Here is a 19,983-nt window from a genome sequence, read left to right as displayed (position 1 = left end):
CGGCGCATTGTACTGCGCTTTGACCCCACTAGAGCCCGCGCGCCGGGCCATCGTACCGGGGTGCGTTCCGATGCTGCTCCTCGTAGTCGTGCGACATGGCCCGCTCCCGCTTGGCACGCTGAGCTTCCCGCACGGACTGCGCTGCGCGGGTCTGCTCCATCCTCTCTGCGGCCTCGGCCGGGGTGAGCGAGCGCAGCAGCTCGGCTTCCTCCCGCGCCTGCCTCGCGGTGTTCGTTGCTCGTGCGGCTTGTTGCGCGGGACTGGTGGTGAGGTACGCCTGCTGATTGCGGATCACCCGCTCCGAGCCGAACACTCGCGCGAACGCGACGAGTCGTTCGGTCTGTGCGCGCTCTGGCCGGTGCAGCAGCGCGTCGCGTGCCGCCCGGTGCTCTTGCTCGGCGTCGATCACGCGCGGGTCGTTCTCGATCCTGGGCTTGGTGACTCGCTCCACCCACGCATCCGCGCGTTCGTTCCACCTCGGCAGCTCACCCCACTCGCCGGTCACCTGCTGGCGTGCCGCGGCGGTGCGCGCTTGGGCGTTCTGGTGCTTGTCGCGGGCGCGGCGCTTCCCGAACCACGCCGCCGCCCGCACCTGCTCGCTGGCTTCCTGTTCAGCGGCGTCGGCCTGCTCCCAGTCGGTGAGTGCCCCTCTCGCCGAGGAGACGACGGGCGCGGCGACCTCGACACGCACTTGCTCAGCATGCTGCCGTGCGGTCTGCTCGGCCGCTCGCGCCCTCGCCCGTACCTCGGCCTCACTGGCGCTGAGGTCGGCAAGAGCGGCGCTGACCTGTTGCCAGCGTGCCGCCTGCGCCTCAGCCGTTGCCGCACACTTGTCGAGCGCCGCTATCTCGTCGTTCACGAACCGCACGGGGCCGTTCTCAGTCAGCCCGGCCACTTCCTCGACGGCGCGGCGGGTGGCATCAGCAAGTCCGCGGTCGGCGCGGTCGCGCTCCATCGCCTCGATGAACTGCGCCCTGGCGTCAGCCTGGCTCTCGGCGACGACGTGCAGCACGTTCGACTCCCGCCCACGGGTCATGCCGACATACACGCCTGCGGCGCTGGTCGCGTCGGTGAGGATCGTGTGCGACCCTGCGACGGTCGCGCCCTGCACCCCGTAGGCGGTCGCCGCATACGACAGGTGCGCGTGCTCGGCCACATACTCGGCGGGGAGGCGCAGGGTGCGCTGCCGCTTCCGCCCGCTCCCGGCCTCGCGCACGGAGAGCGCGCCGTCGTCCTCGACGTGCTGCACGACCCACTGCTGCCGATTCGCCACGCCCACATCGGTGTTGTTCTTCCGCGTCTGAATCACATCCCCGGCCCCGATAGGCAGGCCGTCGTTCCCGTACACGGTCGTCGTGTCGTCGACGACACCTTGCGAGACTCGTTCCTCACGGATGCGGGCGTTGACGGTGCGGGCCTCGTCGTTCGTGCTGACGGTGATCGCTTCGCTGTCCTGCCGCTGCTGGGCGATGTGCTCGCGCGCCTCGTCGCCGCTGTCGTGCAGACGGATGAGACCGAGCCCGGCGAGCTGGTCGAACACATCGCCGGGGTTTCTGCCGTCGCGCATCCGCAGCGTGACTTCGGCGTAGGCGGGGTCGGTGAAGCGGTGCACCTCGGCCATATCGAACGTGCGCCCCCGAATGTGCGCGGCCATATCGAGCACCCCGCCACGACCGACCGCGGCGAGCTGCGCGCGATCCCCGACCAGTGCGACCGTCGCGCCCGCCTCGGCGGTGACGGTCAGGAGGGCGATTGCGGTGTCTTGGTCGAGCATCCCGGCCTCGTCCACGATCACCCGCTCACCCCGCACGAGCCGCGCATTCTCGGTCGGGCCGCGATAGGTGCGGCCCGTCTCGGGGTCGGTGTCGCCGGGTGCGAGGCGCGTCCATACGCCGTCATCGTTCCAGCGCCAGCCGTGCGCGTGCACGAGCGCCGCAACACTGCTCGCGGGCACCCCGAGTTCCTGCTGCGCGACCTGCGCGGCGCGCAACGTCGGCGCAACCACCCGCGACACCCGGCCATGCTGCGCCGCGACCTCGATAGCGACACCGAGCATCGTGGTCTTGCCCGCACCCGCGGCACCCTCCACGACCACGAGCGGATCGTGCGATGCGACCGCGGCGGCGGCGCGCTCCTGCCCGGCATCCAGGCCCCGCGCCTGCGCCGCGCCCTGCACGTCGAGGTGCTTCGGCTCCCGCTTCGGCACTCGTGCGGTCAGGAGGTCGCGCAGTTCCGTCTCGGCCTGCACCACGCACAGGCTCGTCAGGTGCGCCACATGCTCCGGCGTCGGTGCGCCAGGCGGGAGGATCGAGAAGCAATCCTCCATCGCCAGCACGGTTGCGATGCGCACGAACTCGCGTACCTCGGCGGGTGCGGCTTGCACGCCGTACTCGGTCATGATCCTGGTCGCGTGCTCCTGCACCGTGTGCCGCGTCCACGCCGAACCACCGGCGGCGCACCGATCCAATGCACGGGTCGCCACGGTCTGCACGGACAGGTCATCCAGCAACACCGGCGCACGGCGCACAGGCCGGCGCAACGTCTCCGGGTCGTAGCCGGCGTCGCGCAGCTCAGTCACCCACGCCTGCTCTTCGTGCAGGGTGGTGGGCTTCTTCGCGGGCCGCTCGTGCGCCCACGCTTTCGCCGCGAGCAGGGCCGAGACGACCGGCCCCATCGCCTCGCCCGGATGCGCCGCCTCCCACTCGGCCTCGAAGCGTTCCAGGTGCTTGCGCACCTGCTCGCCGCGCTTGCTCATCACCCCGTTGAACCGCTCGAGCTCGACCACCTCGCCCGATACCGGATCAAGGGTCAGACCGTGCCGATCCAGCACCTCCGCAAGCTCCGGGTGCGCGGCGATCACGGCGGTGCCGAGCGCGCGGATCGCGCCCTGCTGCCGGAACAACGCCGCCGTATCCAGCGCCCGCCACTTCCCGGCCGCCCACACGCGGGTGCCGATCTGGAAGTGGATATGCCGGTGCGGATCGCCCGCACGCGATGTGCGGTGCGAGACCGCGACCGTCTGCAACTGCTGGACGGGCACGACCTCCTGCTTGCCGCGCGGCCCGACACGGGTCACGGAGTGCTGGGCGAGCCACGCCTGAATTTCTGCCACCGCGTCCTGCTGCGCCGCATCGAGCGCTTCGGAGACCTCCGGGTGGAGCGTTGCGGCAATCGAGAGCGACTTCGGGGCGTTCACCACCATTTCCGCGAACCGCGGCGACCCCTGTTTCCCGACACCCGGGAGACGGGGCGTGCCCATCGACTCGCCCGTGACCGGGTTCACCGAATCCACCCACGCCGCATACGCCTCCGGGTCGAGCCCGAGCGCGACGGTCACGTTCCCGGCGCTATCGAGCGCGGTGAACGCGGCCACAGACGCATCTGAGCCGAGGTAGTAGTCATCGGCGCGGGAGCGGTCGGCCTCGACGTACCGGCGCGCGTCGGCTCCGGTTCCCCGGAACAGGATCACGCCGCCGTGCATGAGGATCACCACCTGGTGTTTCTACTACAGAAACCAACGTATCTACCACGGTAGCATACGTTCATTCAGAAGAATAGGGCAGGGTGAGGTGTCGCTTGGTGACGTCGGCCGAGCACTGGAAGTCGGAGTTGCGGCGCTCTGGAAAGCGGGCGGGGGTATCGGCTAGACGAGTGACCCGACTGGTTGGAGCCTGTCGCGGGCATCTTTCCAGGGCTTGACCCATGTCATCTGCTCTGCAACGAGGACCTTGCCGCAGGCGCTACACACCTGTCCCTGGGTCGTCTCGTTCCCGCATGTCTCGTGGATCATCGCCATGTGCGCGCCACCCTCGGGCATCGCCGTGTGCTTCTCGCCCCAAAGGGCGAGCTGCTGGAGGATCGGCAGCAGCTCGGTCGCCGCCTCCGTCGCCGCATACCCCTGACGGGTGCGGCCGCCGTCCTGATAGTCGACCCGGACGAGCAGCCCCGCCCCGACCATCGCGCGCAGGCGGCGGCTGAGCACTGCCTCGGAGATCCGGAGGTTGTCGCGCAGCGCGTCGAAGCGGCCCCGGCCGTGGAGGACGTCGCGGACGATGACGAGCACCCAGGGGTCCCCGAGCACGTCGAGGGAGCGCTTGATGGGGCAGAACTCGCCGGTCCAGTCAGATCGCAGAGGCATGTCTCGGGTCCTTTCGTCCTTGCTCGACGCTACCCCCTAGTGTAACTTCGTTGAAGAAAGTTATCTGCACGATAGGAGCGTCCGTTGCCTACGATTCCCGCACCCCCCACGAGCGTGAAGCACTATCGGGTGCACCCGGCATGGTGGGTCGCTGCCGTCGCGTTCCTCGCGCTGCTGGCCGCCGCTGGGTTCCGCGCGGCTCCGGGCGCGCTCATGGTGCCGCTGCATGAGGAGTTCGGCTGGTCGACGAGCATCATGTCGCTGGCCGTCAGCGTGAACCTCGTGCTCTACGGTTTGACCGCGCCGTTCGCCGCGGCGCTGATGGACCGCTTCGGGATCCGTCAGGTCGTAGCCGCAGCACTGGTGCTCGTCGCCGCCGGGGCCGGGGGCAGCGTGTTGATGACTGCTTCCTGGCAGCTGCTGATCTTCTGGGGCCTGCTGATCGGTCTGGGCACGGGGTCAATGGCGCTCGTGTTCGCGGCCACGATCGCGAATCGGTGGTTCGTCCAGCGCCGCGGACTGGTGATGGGTATTCTCACCGCAGGCTCGGCCACGGGACAGCTGATCTTCCTCCCGCCGGTCGCCGCCCTGGCAGAGTCCACAGGGTGGCGACCGGCGTCCCTGCTCATCGGGGCCGCTGCGCTGATTGTGGTGCCGATCGTGTGGTTGGTGCTGCGGGACCGCCCCGAGGACCGCGGCGTGCTGCCCTACGGAGCAGTCCCGGAAACGCATGTCCCCCCGGTCAGAGCTGCGGGTGGGGCGACCCGGCGCGCACTGGAGGGTCTCGCCTTCGCGGCCCGGCATCGCTCGTTCTGGGCGCTGGCGATCGCGTTCGCGATCTGCGGCGCGACGACCAACGGGCTCATCGGCATCCACTTCATCCCCTCCGCCCACGATCACGGTATGCCCACCACGACCGCCGCCGGTCTCCTCGCCGTCGTCGGGATCTTCGACATCGCCGGTACCGTGGTATCCGGTTGGCTAACCGACAAGTTCGACCCTCGCAAGTTGCTGGTCGCCTACTACGGCTTCCGTGGCGTCGGTCTGTTGCTGTTGCCGTGGCTGCTGTCGGATGCCGTGCACCCGAGCATGGTGCTGTTCATTGTCATCTATGGCCTCGACTGGGTCGCCACCGTGCCGCCGACCTCGGCGCTGTGCCGGGAGATCTTCGGGGAGCGCGGCACGATCGTCTTCGGCTGGGTATTCGCCGCCCACCAGCTCGGAGCCGCTGCGGCGGCCTTCGGCGCGGGCGTCATCCGTGACGTCTTCGGCGAGTACACCTACGCCTGGTGGGGCGGAGCCGTCATGTGCGGTGTCGCGGCCGTGCTGTCCATAGCGGTCAAGCGCCGTCGCGATAGCACGCTGCAGAGCGCCGTGCCCGCAGCGTCCCAATGACCGCTACATCCGATCGAAAGAAGGACCCTATGATCGACCTGCGTTCCGATACCTGTTCCCGTCCCACCGATGCCATGCGCCAGGCGATCGCGACGGCAGTCGTCGGAGACGACGTCTACAGCGACGACCCCACCGTCAAGGAGCTCGAAGCCGAGACCGCACGCCTGCTGGGCAAGGAGGACGCGGTCTACATGCCCACCGGCACGATGACCAACCAGGTCGGCATCCGCGCCCACACCGAGCCCGGCGACGCCGTCCTGTTCGAGCAGTCCGCCCACGTCTACGCCCTCGAAGGCGGCGCGCCCTCGGCGATCTCCGGCGTCCTACCCCGCCTCATCCCCGGGCAGCAGGGCCTGTTTACCGCCGACCAGGTGACGGAGTTCGTCGGGGCCCCACACCCGTTCTTCCCCTCCACGATCCCGTCGCCGGTGACGTTGCTGTGCGCGGAGAACACCCACAACAACGGCGGCGGTACGATCTGGCCCCTCGATCAGCTCACCGACGTCGCCGAGACCGCCAAGCATCTCGGCCTCGCCGCCCATCTCGACGGAGCACGGCTCTGGCATGCGACCGCAGCGACCGGCATCCTGGAGGCCGACTATGCGGCCCCGTTCGACACCGTGAGCGTCTGCTTCTCCAAGGCCCTCGGCGCGCCGATCGGCTCCTGCCTCGCCGGCCCGAAGGAACTGATGGACCGGGCGCGCCGCTTCAAGCAGGGCTTCGGCGGCGGGTTTCGCCAGGCTGGCATCATCGCCGCCGGAGCGCTGCACGCGCTCTACCACCACCGGGAGCTCCTACCGCGCACGCACGAGCTGGCCCAGCGCTTCGCCACCGGCCTCACAGACATCGACGGAGTCGTGATCGACCCGGCAGCCGTGCACACCAACATCGTTCGCTACCGGCTAGACCGCGCATCCGCTGCGACCTTTGTCGATCAACTCCACGAGCGGGGGCTGTGGATGCTGCCCACCGGGGCCGACAGCGTCCGCGCCGTGTTCTACCTCGATATCACCGAGCAGGACGTCGACCAGTCGCTGGGCATCATCCGCGACGTCATGGCCACCATCGACCGCACGGGCGCAACCGCTCCCGTCACCGGATACTGAGGAGCCCTCAGCGTGCGAAACGTCGTCGACGTCCCGGTCCTGACAGAGACTTTCCAGAAGCTCGGCGTGCCGCTGACCCTGGTCAACATCGCCGGACCCACCGTCTTCGTCTCCGGGCTCCCGCCATACGACCCCGAGACCGGCGAGCTTGTCCGAGGCGATATCGCCGTGCAGACCGAGACCTGCATGCGCGCCCTCACCGCATGCCTCGCCGCGGCCGACGCGACGCTCGACGACGTGGTGAACGTGCGGATCTACGCAGCGAACTCCGGCCACTACGCGACGATCAATGAGGTCTACACGCGATTCTTTCCCGGCACCGCGCCGACAAGAGTGTTCGTTCCGATCGCGTCCTGGTCCGGCCCCTTCGACATCGAGATTGACGCGGTAGCCTACCGGACCGGGGCACTAACGAGATAGTGAGGTCACTTCGGCTTGGCCCACTGCGAGAGTCACTGAAGTGAGAATCGATGGCTTCCACGGCCGCGAGAGTGCTAACGAAAGTGCTAACGAAAGTGCTAAGCAACCCTTAGGTCGGGGTATCGCGGTGGAGTTATCCACAGGTCAGATGCCGTAGATCGTTGATTTTATGCGGCTAAACGCCCGGTGCAGATTCGCGGCGCGCGGGGGTCGAGGTCAGTTCAAGTCCCCCCTCGCGCACGAGGGGTATCCCGCGAAATGTGAGGCCTCGATTTCACGGAATACAGAAGCGGGCCGGATCTTTACGGAGATCCGGCCCGCTTCGTCGTGAGAGCGCCTCTGTGCGAGCTCGGGGGAGCAAATGTGCCCTCGCGGCGAGTGCTGCTCCAGCACGAATAGCCCCTGGCGGGGCTGGTCGGTTTTGTGTTCAGCTCAGGGGCAGCGAGAGACTATTCGCGACTGACGCCAGGTGGTTCGTCGGTGCAGGACTCGACGGGTTCCTCAACGCGGGGCAGAGGATTGCCGGTGCCGTCGGTACGGCGGCGCCTGCTGCTGCCCGGGCCGGAAGTCCGCGCGGTCTTCTTCGCGAGCCTCGTGAAGCCAGCGACGATGCGGGTGAGGTTGGTGACAGCGACGCCGAGTGTGGTGATCAGGGAAGTGAAAGCGAAGCCGCGTGCGCTGCGGCTTTTCGCGTCTCCGAGGTTTGCGCCTGGTCGGTCTTTGAGGATCCTATTTGCTGACCCGCCGGATGAAGCGAACGCGGTGATTTCGAAGCGCATACGGAAACACGGACTCGAAGCCGACGATGAGACGCTCTCGGATTTGCGCTTCTGCACTGTCTCGGCAGGTAGGAATCAGGGCTAGCGGCGCATCTTAGGAGCGCATACCAGCCTCCCCACAGAAGGAGAGCGAGGTCTGCTGGGGCAGCGACCATCCAGGTTGTGCTGCCGCTGGTTTTCGCAAGCTCTGCAGGAATCCGTACCGTTGTCTCCTCGACTGAGGTCGGTTCGCCCGTTCCGGGTGTGATGACCGAGGTCGGAGGATTCACTGTTGCTGGGAGTGTCACGATTGGTGGCTTGGGCTTGTTCTCGCCCCCTCCGCTGCTACATCTCATCGAGAGTGCGGTGCGTCTATTGATCAACGGTAATCGGTGGTGGGCGCCCAGGGTCCAGGGCGTCCACCACCGGAGGGAACTAGAAGCGGACCTTGTCGGCAGTGAAGACGATTTCGCCGCCAGCATGAATCTGGGCTGCGTACTCGCTCAGCTCCGGATCTGTCAGGTCGCCGTCGTGCTGCTGAAAGATGCGACGCAACGCGGGCTTGATCTCTTCAACAGGGCGACCTGTGTAGCGGGTCGTGAGAGCTTTCAGGTCTCGCGTGTACTCCGCAGCCATATCGTCTACCGTCGACTGGACCTCATCCTCCATGAGGCGCTTGAACTCTCGCTCGTTCCACTGAATCTTCATTGCAACTTACTCCTTCTCCGGATTCCCGGAGCCGATCGGAAGTGCGATCAGAGACGAATGCGGATAAGGAAAGCGGGGCCGCCAAGATTCTCGGCGGCCCCACGGGCACTATCCCTTACCTAGGGTTGAGCCGGCCTTCGATTTTGCGGGCTTGCTTGACTGGGGTGACTGCAAAGTCCTCCCTGCTGCGCTCAGCGCCTTCTTCGACGGCTTTCCCGATCCTTCGGCCTTCGCCATGATGATCGTCCTTTCCATTTCGATAAAAGTAGGCCGTCACTTGCATAGCGCTCGCAAAAGAGGCATCTGGCCTCTAGAGTCGACTTGTCGTACCAAGACAGTCAGCCCCGACCTACTGCAACCAGACACCTGACCAGTAGGTCGGGGCTTCTTGCTGCGCATACAACGCTAGCTGACACCGCCGACATTTGCCCAACGGAATAATTCCAGGTCAGGGGCATCTTGTGGACAACTTGACTCTCATCTGTGGAGAGTTCCTGTGGTTCTGTCGTGTGATTTATGCGCTGACCAGGTTCGAAAGTGTGTTCGAGAATTACACATCTGTGATTTGTTCTCGGACGGAGCTGTGGACAACTTCGTGCATGTAGTCGTCTAATGGGTACCCACAGGAATCACTTATGGCCCCATCCATGCTGATACTGCCACGCGAAAGCGACAACGATCTGGCGTGGGAAATTCAGGAGGAGCGGCCATCGTGGTGACTCCATTCGAAAGGGCTATGGCAGATCCATCGAAAGATCGCACTGTAACCGCACCCATCTTCACGAAGAGGGCAGCCATCGAGCGGTTGCACCATTCCCGCTCGTGGGATCCGTGTGATTTTGTACCGCTTAACCTGTGATCCTGTCCTTAGAGGTCTCCCCGGTCCTTTGTGAGACAAGGGTTGTGGGATTTCGTCAAGTACCCCACGAGGGGTGTCCCGCTTAATGTGAAGTTCCCTGTTCAGGAATTCAGGAGCGGGTCGGACCTCCGCGGAGATCCGGCCCGCTTCGTCGTTGGGGTGGCGCTGGCCGAGCTGAGCCGGGGGCCGGTTCCCGATCGGGGCCTATAGGACAGAACGTGTGGATGTGGTCGTGCGTGTCAGCCTCGTCCGGCCCAGCCTTGGCGTAGCTAGAGACCAATCGGGTGTATCGACAGTAAGCTGATCGCATCGATCCGGTTTGCTGGCTGAGTCTCGGTAGGGCCGTGGGAGTGATTTACCGCAGTTGTCCGAGCCACTCTTCTCTGGACAGTACTTTCTGTCGAACATCCGAGGAGGCCGCGGTCCGGCCATCTGTCCACGAGCGCGGCACGGGGAGCATGCTGATGCATTTCTGCGCATGCTGTAGGACCCGTGGAGAGAGATCGCTGACCAGGCAGTTCCATACTGGCGGGAATGTGTTTTGCAGGAGGCGTGGATCCCAAGTTCGACCGACCAACTGGCACCAATCATTAATTTCGAACACGCGACTTGATGCCGGTTCTTCAGAAGAAATCCATAGGAGCTGATCCCCAGGAATGAGGCGCTCAATCGCGACCATCGTGCCGTTGAATACACGTTGATCCCGGTCCAGATACGGAACCGGATCGCGCAACAGGCCCTCTCCAGGGTCACTAAGCCCCGGGATCTGCTCCGCGCCACCGATCCCGTAGAGTTCGAGTTGGCTACGTGGATCATGCACCTGGAAAACATCGAGAATATCTGGAGAAGAAGATGAACTGAGAAACGGATTGCTGTGGCGAAGCAGGAGCAAGATCTCGCCCGGCTCCGCGGGAACCGCTATTCGATCCCCGCGTCGAATTCTCGTGACATTTCCTTCAGTACAGCCCACGACTCCGTTGAGGTTCCGATTCGCTTGCTCAACCGCCTCGACCGCAGCTTCAGGTTCAGCGCGGAAGTACTCTCTCCTCACCGTAACTCGGTGACCCGCGAGGAATTCGTGCGCCAAATGCTCGACGGCTTCTGGTTGCATTGTCAGGCAACGGTACTCGACGTCAAAAGGTAATGGTACGCCGGTGGTGTACAGCTTTGCAGTGCGGTCCTCCGGCAACTTCGAAGTGAACCCGACTTTGACGAGCCCAGGCATTGCCTCATTTGTCATCACGTAGACGAATCCGGTGGTGTGGCGCTCCATCTGAAAACTTTAACCTTTGCCCTCAAACGACCGTCCACAGGTGTACCTGCCTACCGCTGTGTGATTTTGTACCGCTTAACCTGTGATCCTGTACTTGGGCGTCCTCGATCTCTTACGTGGCAAGGCCTCCGCGGTTTCCTGAAACACCCACGAGGGGTATTTCACGAAATGTGAGGCCCCGGGTTCACGAAATGCAGAAGCGGGCCGGATCTCTACGGAGATCCGGCCCGCTTTGTCGTTCGCGGCGCTGGTGTGGACGTGGTGACGCTGTCATCCTGCGCCTCCCTCGGTCATCCCCCGCGTCCTTTAGGTCATCCTGCGCGAAGTCGCAGGATCCACCCGTACCGCTCCAGTGCGAGTAGCCCCCTGACGGTCCAGCGCGCGACGTGCGCGGTTGTCGGGGCCGGCCGGTCGAGCGTTTGAGTTCCTTATAGTCGCGCTCTGTTCGAACGGGAGTCCTGTCTTTGCTGACTTCGGCTCAGTGATCGTCACTTTGTCTCAGTCGTGGCGACGGGCCTTCACTGATAGGAAGTGACGTACACTGATCGAGAGTGACGTACACTGATCGAGAGTGACGTACACTGATCGAGAGTGACGTACACTGATCGAGAGTGATCTGCACTGATTGAGAGTGATCTGCACTGGTGAGAAGTTGAGGTGCGTTGATGTCGGCAACGTTTGACGAGACGATTGCTCGGTTGCGCGCACAAGGAACAGACGATGCCTTGGTCGAAGTGAAGAGCAGTGAAAAGAAGCTCAGCTCTGATGTCTGGGATAGCGTCAGCGCTTTCGCCAACACGTCAGGTGGACTCATTGTGCTCGGACTTTCCGAGAACGACGGGTTCGTGCCCGTCGAGGGATTCGCGATCGACATCGTGCGAGACCAGTTCGTCCAGGGCATCGGCGACGGCGGTGCGCAGGGAGTCAAAGTAACGAATCCGCCTGCCTACGGGATGGTGCGTGAAGTGATCGACGACCATCCGGTGCTCGTCATTACGATTGCGCCGAATCAGCCTGGACATAAACCGTGCTTCGTGACGGCGAAGGGGCTGGTAGGGGGTGCCTACAAGCGAGTAGACGACAAAGACATCAAACTCACTGCAACTGAGATCTTTGCAATGCAGCATGAACTCGTCGTGTCGAAAGCCGACCGGCAGATTGTAGATGAGGCCGACGAAACCGACCTCGACGATCGAGTGCTTGACGCGCTCATTACGCGGCGGTCTGACTCCAAGGCGCTGCACGGTGCGAAGACGCGGGCCGAGCAGTTGATCAGCCTCAATGTCCTCGACAAACATGGCGGAGTTCGCCTCGCGGGTCTGCTCGCGACCGGAACGTACCCGCAGCAGTTCTACCCGCGACTGCTCGTCGACGTCGCGGTGCACCCGGGCAATGAAAAGTCCTTGCCGGGGGACGAGCTCAGGTTTCTCGACCGTGTGGAGTGCATGGGGAAGCTCGCAGATGTGGTGGACGAGGCCGTGGGGGCCGTTGTTCGGAACCTGCGAACCCACGCAGTAGTCGAGGGGACGACCCGCCGCGAGGTGCCCGAGATCCCGATCAAGGTGATTCGTGAAGCTGTGGCCAATGCGGTGCTGCACCGCGAATATTCAGAGATGTTCATTGGGCAGCCGGTCACCGTCGACGTGTTCGCGGACCGCGTGGAGATCACGAACCCTGGCGGTCTTTGGGGAGGTGTGACGCCGAGCAATCTGGGCGACGGGACTTCTCGATGCCGCAACCAGGTGCTGCTACCGCTCATGCAGCATGTGGCTCCGCAGAACCAGGCGGGCTTCACCGTTGAAGGACAGGGCGGCGGAGTGCGGCTGATGAAGTCTGAGATGGTGGCTCACGCACTCCGAGAGCCAGAGTTCACGGTGAGCCCCGACCAGGTCAAGGTGACGCTCTTTCGGCATGGAGCTGAGATACCCGAGCATCGAGAGTGGCTGAGAGATCTCACGGACCGAGACCTTGCGCCTCGTGAGGACGCCGCGCTGCTCATCGCTCGTCGAGCGGGCCGGGTCTCGGTTGACGATCTGCGTGAGACCCTGCGCATCGATTCGGACGAGGCCAGGCTGATTCTGAGTGATCTACGAGGCGAAGGAGTGTTGCGCGGGATCGGAAACGAAACCTACGTGCTTGCCGATGGCGCACCGCTTCCTGACGAGATCGACACTGGGATCATCCGGGGGCTGGCAGGGAAGGATCCCCAGAGCATTCACCAGATCGTCGAATGGAGTGGACTCGCGCTCGGAACTGCTCGCGCGCGGCTGCGGCGGCTCGTTGATGAGGGATGGGTGCATGCGACTGCACCCCCGCAGAGCCGGCACCGCAAGTACGTCGTGAGAGGTGAGGTCCCAGAAGAACCACGAATGCCTGACCTCCTCCAGATCTTCGATTGAGGCGTTGAATCTAAGACCCAGATCTCATCGCCGAAGGCGCGCGACGATGGATGGCGTTGAAGAGTTCGTCGTCAGCCTCGAGGGCGCGTTGCAGGTGTCGTGCCCTGCAGCCGCGGTCAGCCGGTCAGCCCACCAGCCCCACTGCGGCGAGGCGCCGCGAAGCCCAGGCCCAGTCGATGCGCTCCTGTTCGAGGCGCACAGCGTGCCCGAGGCGATCCGTCACCAGGTCCGAGTACAGCTCGGTCTCCGTATCGGTCAGGCCCGGCAGCGCGCGGTTCGTCGGCGAGGGCTCGGTGACCCAGCGCTGCTCGTGGGCGAGCAGCGTCTCTCGATCCATCAGCACGGATCGCACACGCGGAAGGTGACTCCGCACGCGGCTCAGGATCTCGAAGCCGTGGGTATCGAGGTCGCCCCAGTAGTACGCATCGCCGCGCTCGGAGACATCGGTGAAGAGCTCGAGCGCGGCGGGTGATCCTGCCTCGTAGCCGCGACCCCACAGCACGATGCTGCGCTCGGGTACCGGGGCGCTGAGGAACGTGATCTCGTTCTCGACGATCAGCAACCGGGAGACGGTCTTTCGCATCGACGCCAACTCATCGATGCGGAGCGTCGCCTCGGTGATTGCGGGAGGTAGGCCGAGGGCGGATGGATCGAAGCGCAGTCGCGCCAGGCAGGGTTTGCCGGCGAAACCGAGCGCCGTACGGAACGCCTCGGCACCTCCCGGAACGCCGAGCATCTTCGCGAGCACCGCGCGGTGCCGCTCGATGAACTTGGTGTCGACGCCGGGCGCGTCGACCTGGCGGAGGTAGAGCTGCGAGTCGCGGTGCCAGTCGAGCCAGTCGAGGGCGGCGAGCATCGCCGGCCACTCGTCGAAGAGCTCGATCGCCTTGAGCGGCTGCGCCAGAACCCATTCCCGAGCCGCCAGTGCATTCGCGCTGAGCTGCAGCAGCTCATCGAAGCGCTCGACGTCGCCGGCCACGCCGAGCAGCCGCCATGCCTGTGCCTCGCGGTCGAGGCGCACACGAACCGGAATCGTGCTGCGCCCCAGGTGCTTGCCGCCCACGACACCCGAGATGATGTCGAAGCTGCGCCCGCCGTCAGAAGCACGCTCGATCTCCGCGGCCCAGCGTCTCGCCTCCTCAAGGTGCTCGGAGAGTTCGGCGCCGGAGGGCGCACGCAGCGGCATCTCGATCGGCGTGAACGCCGATCCCTGTGCATGGGCGCGCAGCAGGTCTCCGCGTGCCCATGCTCGCCGCACCCGCGCGACGATGTCTGCGGGGTGGGTCCAACCGGCGGGGCCGGCGCTGCTCCGGGCGCTCAAGCCGATCCTGCCCTGCGGCGTTCGCGGAACTCCTCGACGGTGAGCGTATGGACGCGTGAAGCCGATCCCAGTGGATTGTCGACGAAGCCGATCGAGCTGACATACGGCTCGATGACGTGCACCTTCTGCAGCGGCGTGACGATGAGCAGTTGCAGGCCGAGCCGTTCGAAGAGCTCGAGCGCGTAGCGGGTCGATTGGTCGGATCCTCGCCCGAATGCCTCGTCGATCACTGCGAAACGGAAGTCCTTCGACTTCTCGACACCCCACTCGAGTCCGAACTGGTAGGCGAGCGACGCCGCGAGGATCGTGTAGGCGAGCTTCTCCTTCTGCCCACCCGATTTGCCGTCGGAGTCGGTGTAGTGCTCGTGCTCCTCGCCGGTCTCACGGTCGCGCTCGGAAGCCGCGAAGGTGTACCAGTTCCGCACGTCGGTGACCCGCGCGGTCCAGTTGCGGTCGCTCTCGCTGCGTCCCTCGCGCCCCCGGAACTTCTCGATGATCACGCGCACCAGATTGAAACGCTGTTCGGGATCGTCGACGCCGATGAGATCGCTGGTCGCGGCGCGCAGATCGGTCTGGAACTCGCGGATCTCGGTGTTCACCGTGCGCTCGGCGACGAGTGTGATGATACGCCCCGGGTTGTAGTCGATTGCGCCGAGGGCCTCGTTGATCGTCGCGACGCGCCCGCGGATATCCTCGGCCTGACGGGCGAGCCAGCTGTTGAAGCCAGCGAGATCCTTCACCGCTTCGGTGTTGAGCTGACGCCTGAACTCGGCTTCGAAGCGCGGCAGGTCGTCGTTCTTCACCTGCTCGTACAGGCGGCGGAATTCGCTGATGGAGGCGATGCTCGCGTCCATTTCGGCCGCGAACTCCGGCCAGCGCCGCAGCATCTCGCCCATCTGGTGCTGCACACTCGTGGTGTGACCGTTCATCTCCCGCTGCGCCGCCTCGATGCCACCGGTGAGTTCTGCGACGAGGCGGGTGCGCAGTTCGTCGCACTGGTCGACCGTGGCCGGCTGGCGGCGGCCGATGCGCCCCTCCAAGCCGGGGTAGAGTTGCCGTGATGCCGTGATCACCTCCTCGGGCACAGCATCGAGCGTGTCGTGTTCGCGCTGCAGCCGTCCACGCAGTCGCGCTGTTTCGGCCTTCAGTCCGCCGAGGCGTTCGGTGATCGCGGTGTGCTCCTGCTCGAGTTGCCGCTCCTGCTCGTCGAGCGCCAAGAGACGACGGTCGATCTCGGCGAGGCGGGACGAGCCGGCGAGTATTCGCGTCCGTTCCTCTTGCAGCGCCTGCAGGTCGGCTTCCGCGCCGACGAAGTCGAGCTCGACCCAGCTCGTGTACTCCTCGAGTTTGCCGAATACGTCGAGCGCGCTACGCAGCGCCTCGTCGCGTCGACCGAGCTCGTCGATTTGCTCCGTCGCCTCGTCGATGCGGATCTGCAACTCGGCCCCTTCTGCCTGCAGAGCCGCTATCTTCCGCTCGCTGCTGCGCCCGAGTATCCATCTGCGGGCGTCGTCGATTCGGAAGCGATCGCGCTTGTCGTGGCGTTCGCGATCCCTCACCAGACCCTCGCGGGTGACCGCGCGATCCTCTCGCTGCAGGGCCTCGACATCGGGGACCAGGCGATGCTCGGCGCGCCGCGCCAGCTCTCCGATCAGATAATCGGAGAAGTCGCCGGGCTCGACCTCGAGCACATCTCGCAGGCGGAGCGTTCCCTCGGCCTCAGCCGGGACCACGCGTACGCTACGCTCGGGCACCCGCAGGTAGCTGAGATCCACGCCGCGGCTCTTGCCATTCCCGAGCCGGGCCTCGAGGCGACGGCCGTTCACCCAGGCCGACACGCGGGAGTAGTGCGCATGCGGAACCAGCAGGCTGAGAGCGAAGGGGCGTAGCACGCGTTCGGCCGCGCCCCGCCAGTCGGAGTGCTCGGGGGCTACATCGATCAGCTCGCCTGCGAACGGCAGTTCCGATTCGGGCAGACGCAGCGCGGTGCACAGTTCGTCGCGCACGACGACGAGTTCTTCCGGCAGGTTGTTGCGGCGGGCTTCGAGGCTCTTGACCTCACCGTCGATCTCGCGGGCGCGTGTCCGGTTCCTGCCGCACGCCAGCGAGATCGGGTCCTTCTCCTGCTGCACGAGCTCGCGTTCTGCCTCGGCCCGCGGTCGCGCGTCTGCGATGGCGAGCGATCTGGCGTGGAAATCCTCGGGCCCGGTGACCGGTTCGAGGCCGACGGCCGTCAGCAGTTCGGAGTAGCGCTGGTGCTTGCGCGTGCGCTCGGCGACGAGAGCTTCGGCCGCCGGTAGTGCTGCTTCGATGCGCGTGAGCCGGTCGCCGCCGGCCTCGAGGCGCTCCGCGTGCAGGGCCGCGCGTTGCGGCGGCACTTCGGCGCGACGCTGGGCGACTTCCTGCTGCAGTTGCTGGACAATCTCCACTTCGCCTTCGGCAAGGCCTATCGCGGTGTCGAGCACGCTGATCGTGAGCTCCGAGACGAAGACGGTGAGCGCCTGGCGCTCCGCCTCTTGTTCGATCTTGCGCCGAGCGGCCTCTTCATATCTATCGGCGCCGGCGATGAGAGGGTCGAGGATCGCGAGTTGAGCGGTTGCTCGTTGCACAGCTTCGTGCGAGCGGGTGAGATTCTCGAAGTGGTCCACGATCGTCGTGACTCGGCGGCTGGCGTCGACGGGTTCGAGCATGTGGCTGCGCACGAAATCGTTGAGATTGCCGACGGCCTTCATCGAGACAGTCTGATGGAACAGCTCCATCGCCTGCTCTGACGTGATGCCGAGCAGGCGGCGCATGCGCCTGGCGTACTCCGGGAAGGTGGTGTCGATCGCGGCGCCGCCGTGTCGCAGGCGGGCGCGCAGCTGTTTGAGGTCGCTGCCGAAATCGCTGAAGTCGTCGGCGATGGTGAGGCGTCGGTCGACGCACACGTAGAAACGCTCGGGCTGGCCCGCGCGATCCTTCTGGTGGAACACCTGGGCGAGCGTCACGGTCTCGTCGTAGCCCTCGTTCACGAATACCCCGAGCACCACCGAGTAGGAGTGATGATCGCGCAACCCGACCGGCCGTGAAGTTCCCGTCGCCTCGTTGCGCTCCGACCGATAGTGCCCTTCGACGTAGCTGCGAAGACTGCGCTCTTTCGTGCCAGCTCCCGCGGCCTTGTTGTAGGAGATCTTGTTGGCGGGCAGCAGCAGGGTCGTGACCGCGTCGACGAGCGTCGATTTACCGCTGCCGATATCGCCCGTCAGCAGCGAGGTGCGCCCGTCGGGGCGCAGAGACCATACACGTTTGTCGAAGGTGCCCCAGTTGTAGACCTCGATGGCGTGCAAGCGGTAGCCGGTGCGTGAGGTGCCGGTGCTGTCGAATTCGAGCACCGGGAGTAGTGCGTCAGTCATCGTCTCCGTCGCCTTCTGCTTCTTTCCCGTTCGCGTACTCGCTGAGTTTGCCCGCGAAGTCGCTCATCGTCTCGGCGTCGACGTATGCCTTGAGGATGCGCCGTACCTCCCAGGTGCCGCTTGCCCGCTGCCGTCCGAGCTCGCGCATGAAGCCGAGCTTCGCAACCGCTGAGATGGTCTGGTCGACCTGCTGGAGCACGCGTGCTTCGTTCGTGGAGTCGGCGAGGAAGAGCCGCAGCATCTCGACGATCTGCTCGCGTTCGAGTACGAGTTTGCCCTCGCCGCCGGCGGCCTCGAACTCTGCGAGCCGCTTGCGCAGGAGCAGCAGCAGAAGGCTCACGGGATAGGTGAGTGCGCGGCGCTTGACGAGGCGGGGCAGTGGATCCTCATCGGGGCCGGGGTCGGTCGTCTTGAGGAAGGCGTAACCCTCGAGCGGGTCGACGATCACCCGGACGCCGATGCGGGCGAAGTGATCCTGCACAGGCGCCTCGTAGCGTTCGAGCGTACGCCAGATGTCTTCATGCGTCTCTCGGTAGACGGTTCCCTGCATCAGCTTCACGATGGCAGTGGCGATCGCGTGTTCTTCCGGGCTCGTCATCGTCTGGTCACCGTCACTTTCGGCAGGGTCGCGCGTTTCGGGCGTCCGTCGGCGTCCGTGTAGTCGATGCTGGTGTGTTCGCTGTCGTCGAGCCAGATCTCGAGGTCTTCATCACTGAGCGCGAGGTAGCCGAGGATCTCGGCGATGCCCTCCTCCACGGGATACAGCTCGACGATGTCGATGAGGTCTGCGGTGGACTGCGGCGGCACGATGGCCCGGATGTTCTCCGCGAGTCGTGCGGCGTCGACGAAGCGCTGCGCGAACAGCACCTCGGCGTCGGGGGTCTCTCCGTCCTCGGGTGAGATGAAGCTGTCGACTCGGGTTGCGGGTTGCGGGTTATACAGGGGGCGTTCGAAGGGGAGCGCGATCGGCAGGCCCGGCTCATCGATTTCGATGCCGAGATGAGCGGGTGGGTCGGCGCGGATCTGGATGGCGGCCTGCTCGACGGAGCGTATGAGGTCGAGCACGCGACGGTTCTCGAGCCAGGCCTGCTCCTCCAGGAAGCGGCGCAGCTGCTCGGAGAGGTTGCGCACGGTCTGCTGCGTGCGTTCGGCGGCATCAGCCCAGTCGTGGTGTATGAAGCGCAGACGGCGATCCACCTGCACGGCCGGTATCTCCTGCACCGAGGCGATCAGCTCGGCGAGTTCTGTCTGCTGCTGGCCGGAGAGTAGAAAGTCGTAGAAGGCCTGAAAGCTGCGGCCCTGGTCGGAGGCGGCGATGTCGGTGCGGCTCGTGACGAGTTCGTCGAGCAACGCCCCCTTGCTGCCGTCCCACCCCGCGATCCGTTCGCGTGCGGAGCGGTCGAGGCTGCGGAAATTCTCCTCGACCTCTCGGAAATCGGAGAGCAGCTCACGCGCCGTAGTCGAGAAGAGCTGATAGCGATCCCTCACCGACGTCTCGTCGAGCAGTTCTGAGCGCCCTTCGCGCACCGCATCGATCTGAGCGTCGATCTCGGCGCGGCGCTTCTCGAGCTCCGCGATGCGGATCTCGGGATCGGCCTCGCTGCCGTGCACGATCTGCCGCAGCAGTTCGATGAGGGTGTGGAGCCGTGATTCGGTGCCAACGAAGCTGCGGCGCTGCAGGTCTTCGACGAAGCGATACGCCTTCTCGACCGCCGGCGTCGCATCATAGTGCACCTCGTCGGAATCGACCGGGTAGAACTTGCGCAGCCAGCCGCGCTCGGGATCGGCCCAGTCATCGAGGTAGGCCTGCGGTTCGCGCGGATACAGGTCTGCGTCGCCGTCCCTGACCCGGTAGAGATGCTCGTCGAGTGCATCGATGAGTCGAGTCGCGGGGGTCGCACCCTCGTTCTGCGCGACGAAATGCTGCCCGAGAAACGACAGCATGAGCGGGGCGCTCGTCGCGCGCAGCAGGCGCCACGCGGGGTGCTGATCCCGCAGCGCGTTGATGTCGTCGATGTTCACGCTCCCAGCGTAGTGGCGGCATCCGACATTCCAGGATGCTCTGCTCCCTGATTGCCGGGAGTGCTCCTGGGGAGAACGACCATCGCAGACGTTCATGTTCCACTTCTCGGTGAGCGTCCTCCTTCTCAAGGACGCCGAGGGCGGAGATGGGCATGAAATACCTGCTGATCCTTGCGGTCGATGAGTCCTGAG

Annotated in this window: 13 protein-coding genes; 4 read left to right on the top strand and 9 right to left on the bottom strand. The window is 65.2% G+C overall.

Features of this window, described 5'->3' with window-relative positions; genetic code table 11:
- Positions 1-28: 28 nt before the first annotated feature.
- Entirely contained in the window at positions 29-3,493 is a 3,465-nt protein-coding gene (gene mobF, locus AMS65_RS04890; RefSeq protein ID WP_241489340.1) for a MobF family relaxase, read from the bottom strand.
- A gap of 150 nt (positions 3,494-3,643) precedes the next feature.
- Positions 3,644-4,138, bottom strand: a complete 495-nt coding sequence (locus tag AMS65_RS04885; RefSeq protein ID WP_053383042.1) for a winged helix-turn-helix transcriptional regulator — start codon at positions 4,136-4,138, stop codon at positions 3,644-3,646.
- Between the two features lie 84 nt (positions 4,139-4,222).
- Between AMS65_RS04885 and AMS65_RS04880 the strand changes: the two genes are divergently transcribed.
- Genes AMS65_RS04880 through AMS65_RS04870 form a run of 3 tightly spaced genes read left to right on the top strand, consistent with a single transcriptional unit; the run spans position 4,223 to position 7,059 of the window.
- Positions 4,223-5,533, top strand: coding sequence for an MFS transporter (locus tag AMS65_RS04880; RefSeq protein WP_157502087.1), 1,311 nt, complete (start codon positions 4,223-4,225; stop codon positions 5,531-5,533).
- Between the two features lie 29 nt (positions 5,534-5,562).
- Positions 5,563-6,639 carry a threonine aldolase family protein gene (locus AMS65_RS04875; RefSeq protein ID WP_053383041.1) on the top strand — a complete coding sequence of 359 codons (1,077 nt, stop codon included), beginning with the start codon at positions 5,563-5,565 and terminating at the stop codon, positions 6,637-6,639.
- A 12-nt stretch (positions 6,640-6,651) separates the two neighbouring features.
- Positions 6,652-7,059 (top strand): Rid family hydrolase, encoded by a 408-nt coding sequence (locus tag AMS65_RS04870; protein ID WP_053383040.1) that lies wholly within the window; start codon positions 6,652-6,654, stop codon positions 7,057-7,059.
- 449 nt (positions 7,060-7,508) lie between these two features.
- Here AMS65_RS04870 and AMS65_RS19335 read toward each other — a convergent pair whose 3' ends face one another.
- The 3 genes from AMS65_RS19335 to AMS65_RS18660 all read right to left on the bottom strand — a co-directional run bounded on the left by AMS65_RS19335 (position 7,509) and on the right by AMS65_RS18660 (position 10,657).
- Positions 7,509-7,838: a hypothetical protein gene (locus AMS65_RS19335; protein ID WP_157502085.1), complete on the bottom strand. Its 330-nt coding sequence runs from the start codon at positions 7,836-7,838 to the stop codon at positions 7,509-7,511.
- A gap of 414 nt (positions 7,839-8,252) precedes the next feature.
- Positions 8,253-8,525 (bottom strand): hypothetical protein, encoded by a 273-nt coding sequence (locus AMS65_RS04865; protein WP_053383039.1) that lies wholly within the window; start codon positions 8,523-8,525, stop codon positions 8,253-8,255.
- Between the two features lie 1,214 nt (positions 8,526-9,739).
- Positions 9,740-10,657 (bottom strand): GIY-YIG nuclease family protein, encoded by a 918-nt coding sequence (locus AMS65_RS18660; protein ID WP_075200849.1) that lies wholly within the window; start codon positions 10,655-10,657, stop codon positions 9,740-9,742.
- Between the two features lie 665 nt (positions 10,658-11,322).
- On the opposite strand from AMS65_RS18660, the gene AMS65_RS04855 reads away from it, so the two are divergent.
- Positions 11,323-13,056, top strand: coding sequence for an ATP-binding protein (locus tag AMS65_RS04855; RefSeq protein ID WP_083451492.1), 1,734 nt, complete (start codon positions 11,323-11,325; stop codon positions 13,054-13,056).
- Positions 13,057-13,180: 124 nt separating this feature from the next.
- Here AMS65_RS04855 and AMS65_RS04850 read toward each other — a convergent pair whose 3' ends face one another.
- The 4 genes from AMS65_RS04850 to AMS65_RS04835 are packed head-to-tail and all read right to left on the bottom strand — an operon-like array spanning position 13,181 to position 19,791.
- Entirely contained in the window at positions 13,181-14,377 is a 1,197-nt protein-coding gene (locus AMS65_RS04850) for a Wadjet anti-phage system protein JetD domain-containing protein (RefSeq protein WP_053383036.1), read from the bottom strand.
- Positions 14,374-17,769, bottom strand: coding sequence for an ATP-binding protein (locus tag AMS65_RS04845; protein WP_053383035.1), 3,396 nt, complete (start codon positions 17,767-17,769; stop codon positions 14,374-14,376). The genes AMS65_RS04850 and AMS65_RS04845 overlap by 4 nt, the downstream gene beginning before the upstream one ends.
- A complete protein-coding gene (locus AMS65_RS04840; RefSeq protein ID WP_053383034.1) occupies positions 17,762-18,367 on the bottom strand; it encodes a DUF4194 domain-containing protein in 606 nt (201 codons plus the stop codon). The genes AMS65_RS04845 and AMS65_RS04840 overlap by 8 nt, the downstream gene beginning before the upstream one ends.
- Positions 18,364-19,791 (bottom strand): DUF3375 domain-containing protein, encoded by a 1,428-nt coding sequence (locus AMS65_RS04835; RefSeq protein WP_053383033.1) that lies wholly within the window; start codon positions 19,789-19,791, stop codon positions 18,364-18,366. Before AMS65_RS04835 ends, AMS65_RS04840 begins: the two co-directional genes overlap by 4 nt.
- Positions 19,792-19,983 lie beyond the last annotated feature (192 nt).

Origin of the sequence: Leucobacter celer subsp. astrifaciens (assembly GCF_001273835.1) — a bacterium.
Classification (GTDB): Bacteria; Actinomycetota; Actinomycetes; order Actinomycetales; family Microbacteriaceae; genus Leucobacter; species Leucobacter celer.
The sequence above is the reverse complement of the archived record's forward strand: the minus strand, read 5'-3'. Positions and strand labels throughout refer to the sequence as shown.